Genomic DNA, 3,992 nt, shown 5'->3' on the forward strand with positions numbered 1-3,992 from the left:
CGCTCGGCGAGGACTTCGGCGATCCGCAGCGCCGCTCGGCGGTAGGCGGGGCTGGACGGGCAGAACGTCTGGCGGCTGCCGTACGACAGCCGGTGGCCGTTCCGGTCGACCGGCAGCGCCTCCGGGTGCGCATTGAAGAACCAGGCGGGCGGGGCGGCGGTGGGGGTGGCCAGGTCCGCGTCGATACCGTTCTCATGGAGAAGATCGAGGATCCGGTCCATACGGGAGAAGTCGTACACGCCCTCGGACGGCTCCAGCAGCGCCCAGGAGAAGATGCCGATGCTGACCATGTTCACCCCGGCCTCGCGCATCAGGCGCATGTCCTCGGCCCAGACCTCCTCGGGCCACTGCTCGGGGTTGTAGTCGCCTCCGTAGGCGATGCCGGGGAGGCGAAGACGGCGGGCGGTACTCATGGGTGGGGCTCCCGGGGGTCGGGGACGGGTGGCGCGGCGGAGGTTGTTCAGCCCTTGTTGGCGCCGAGCGTCAGGCCGCTGACGAACTGCCGCTGGAGCACGAAGTACACGGTCAGCGTGGGGATGGCGGTGAGCAGGGCGCCGGCGGCGACCAGGTTGGGGTCGGTGAAGTACTGGCCGGAGAGGTTGTTCAGGGCCGAGGTGATCGGCATGTTCTCGCCGGTGGAGATCAGGACGATCGCCCAGAAGAAGTCGTTGTAGATCCAGATGGAGAGGAGGGTGGCGAGGGCGGCCATCGCGGGCTTGCACAGCGGCAGGACGATCTGCCAGTACAGGCGCCACACGGAGGCGCCGTCGACGAGGGCGGCCTCGGTCAGCTCGTGCGGCAGGGAGCGCATGTAGTTGCTCAGCACGAAGGCGCAGAATCCGGACTGGAACGCCACGTGGATCAGGACCAGGCCGAGCGCGGAGTCGTAGAGCTTGCCGCTGACCGTGATGCCGGGGAGGTCGATCAGCAGGTACATGCGGTACAGCGGGGTGATGATCACCTGCTGCGGGAGCAGGTTGCCGGCCGTGAAGACCAGGAGGAGGAAGAGGTTGACCCGGAAGTCGAAGCGGCTGACGTAGAACGCGACGCAGGACGACAGGAACAGGGTCAGCAGCACCGCCGGGACCGCTATGAGCAGCGTGTTCCCGAAGTAGTGCATCATGTCCGACTGCTCGAACGCGTTGGTGAAGTTGTCGAGGCTGAGCTGGTCGGGCCAGGAGACGTAGCCCTTTTCGCTGGTCTCCGAGTACGGGCGCAGGGCCGCGAACAGCGCCCACAGCAGGGGGGCGAGCCAGGCCAGGGCCGTCACGACGAGGAACGTGTGCAGCAGGATCCGGGCGGGGCGGACGGGCGTGCGCTGCTTGACAGCGGTGGCCGTGCTCATGCGCTCCGCTCCTTCCGGAAGGTCGAGATCAGGTACGGGATGATCACGGCGAGGGAGATCACCAGGAGGACGACGGCGATCGCGGAGCCGTATCCGATGCGGCTGGACTCGCCGATGATGTTGTTGGTGACCAGGATGGAGAGGAGCTCCGTGCCCTGGGCGCCCTTGTTGAAGACGAAGACCAGGTCGAAGGCGCGCAGGGCCTCGATGATCGTGACGACCAGGACGACCGTGTTGGTCGGGCGCAGGGTCGGGAAGATGACGTTCTTGAAGGTCTGCCACTCGTTGGCGCCGTCCAGCGAGGAGGCCTCGCGCAGGGACGGGTCGACGCCCTTCAGGCCGGCCAGGTAGAGGATCATCATGTAGCCGGTGTGCCGCCAGCAGGCCGCGACCAGGATCGCCCACAGGTTGAGGTGCGGGTCGCCGATCCAGTCGATGTAGTGGCCGGGCTTGTTGGCCCCGATGACGCTGTTGATCAGGCCGGTGTCGGGGTTGTAGACGAGCTGCCAGACGAACCCGGTGACCGCGAGGGAGACGACGACCGGGAGGAAGAAGGCCGTCTGGTAGACGCGGGTGAAGCGGATCTTCTTGTCCAGCTGGACCGCGAGGAAGAGCCCGAGCGGGGTCGGGATCAGGATCAGCACGACGAACCAGATGACGTTGTGCTGGACGGCGGGCCAGAACTGCGGGTTGTTGGTGAACAGCTCCTTGAAGTTGTCCAGCCCCACCCACTTGATGGAGTCGAAGCCGATGCCGTCCCAGGTGGTGAAGGCGAGGGCGATGGAGGCGAGGGCGGTGACCCACACGAGGGTCACGTGCAGGATCGTCGGCACACCGGCCATCAGGCCGAGGGTGAGCCGGTCACGGCGGGTCAGCAGGCGTCGGTGGCCCTGCGGAACCCGCTTCTTCTTCGATGCGGCGCCCGAAGGCGGCACGGCGGCCGCCTCCGGGGACTGCGTGGGGGTGTCAGTAGTCATGTCGCTTGAGTCGCTGCTCCTGCCGCGGGTCAGGAGGACGCGAAGATCGTCTTCTTCTGGCGTTCGATCGACGAGAGCAGGCTGTCGATGCCCTTGGGGTCGCGGACGAACTTCTGCAGCGCGGGCTGCATGACCGTGGAGGTGAAGTCCGGGCGGCTGTCGCGGTCCATGAACTGGGTGAGGCTCTTGGCGCCGCTGATCATCTCGAAAGCCTTCTTCTGCAGCGTCGAGTAGGTGGAGGTGTCGGCGTTGCTGGAGGCGGCCACCACGCTCGGGTCGGCCTTGAGGTACAGCTCCTCGGCCTCCGCGGTGCCCAGGTATTCCAGCAGCTTCACCACGCCGTCGTGGTTCTTCGGACTCTTGCTGACCATGAAGCCGTCGGTGGGGGCCTCCACGGTGTCCTGGCCGAACTCGGAGTTGATCTCGGGGAAGGCGAAGAAGTCGAGGTCGTCCAGGTCGGCCTTGTTGGTGAACTGCTGAGCGACGAAGGAGCCGAGGAGGTACATGCCGGCCTTCTTCGACACCAGCGTCTGGGCGGCGTCCTGCCAGGTGCGGCCGAGGGAGCCCTCCTGGTGGTACGGGAGGAGCTCGGCCCAGTGGTCGAAGGCGTCCTTGACCTTGGCGTCGGTCCAGGCCGCCTTGCCCGCCATCAGCTCGACGTGGAAGTCGTAGCCGTTGACGCGGAAGTTGATCTGGTCGAAGGTGCCCATCGCCGGCCAGGCGTCCTTGTCGCCGAAGGCGATCGGGGTGAGGCCGTCCTTCTTCATCTGCTTGCACAGGGCGACCAGCTGGTCCCACGTGGTGGGGACGGTGTAGCCGTGCTGCTGGAACACGCTCTTGCGGTAGAAGAGCGCCCAGGGGTACGTGGTCATCGGCACGAAGTAGTACTTGCCGTCCGCGCCCTTGCTGAGCTTCTTCATCGCCTCGGGGAAGTTGTCCCCGATCTTCGCCCACACGTCGTCGATGGCGCTGGTCAGGCCCTTGGCCGCGAAGAACTGCATGCGGTAGCCGGCGAACCAGTTGAACACGTCGTCCGGGGTGCCCTGGAGGTAGGAGTTGATCTGCTCCTGGAACGTGTTGTGGTCCTTGGTGTTCACGTCGACCGCGATCCCGGACTGCTTCTTGAAGGCCGCGTAGATCTCGGCGAAGGCCTTCTTCGGGACCGCGTCGGACGCGTTGGAGCCGAGGCTGACGGTCTTCGGGTCGGAGGAGGTGCCACTGCCGCCGCAGGCCGACAGCAGCGGTATGCCGGCACCGAGCAGAGCGGCCCCACCGAGTCCGCGCAGCACGGCGCGGCGGCTGGTACCAGGCAGAGGCTGACCAGGGGATGAAAGGTGCATTTCGGCTCCTGAGGGGCTGTCATGGCCCGGGCGTGACGCATTGGCTCAGGGGACATGACGGGAAGCGGTCGACGATACGACCAGAAACAAACGCGACCGGACAGATCCAATCGGTCGACGCGTCGAAGAGTGAACTTTCCAGGGACCCGCTGTCAAGGCTCTGCGGGGAACGTGCCGAGCGTGCCGCGTCTTTCGCAGCTGTGCGTCCTGTCGGGGAAGAAATGCTGCCCGTGCTCTTGACGTCCGACCGTCCGGCTGTCTAGATATGACCGCGCGGTCAGTGACCACGCGGTCATACAGCTGACCTCGCCTGATACACCTGCCAAGCGG

The 3,992-nt window shown here is 66.1% G+C and carries 4 protein-coding genes; all 4 read right to left on the reverse strand.

Annotated features, from left to right (window positions below; all coding sequences use genetic code 11):
• Positions 1–413, reverse strand: a 413-nt coding sequence (locus ABT057_RS48890) for a beta-galactosidase (protein ID WP_352351860.1), incomplete at its 3' end; no start/stop codon positions are given.
• Positions 414–460: 47 nt separating this feature from the next.
• On the reverse strand, positions 461–1,345 hold the full coding sequence (locus ABT057_RS48895) for a carbohydrate ABC transporter permease (RefSeq protein WP_352351862.1): 885 nt from the start codon (positions 1,343–1,345) through the stop codon (positions 461–463).
• Positions 1,342–2,322: a carbohydrate ABC transporter permease gene (locus ABT057_RS48900; RefSeq protein ID WP_352351864.1), complete on the reverse strand. Its 981-nt coding sequence runs from the start codon at positions 2,320–2,322 to the stop codon at positions 1,342–1,344. The genes ABT057_RS48895 and ABT057_RS48900 overlap by 4 nt, the downstream gene beginning before the upstream one ends.
• 29 nt (positions 2,323–2,351) lie before the next feature.
• A complete protein-coding gene (locus ABT057_RS48905) occupies positions 2,352–3,662 on the reverse strand; it encodes an ABC transporter substrate-binding protein (RefSeq protein WP_352351866.1) in 1,311 nt (436 codons plus the stop codon).
• Between the last annotated feature and the right edge of the window lie 330 nt (positions 3,663–3,992).

The organism is Streptomyces sp. NPDC002588 (genome assembly GCF_040295925.1).
Taxonomy (GTDB): domain Bacteria; phylum Actinomycetota; class Actinomycetes; order Streptomycetales; family Streptomycetaceae; genus Streptomyces.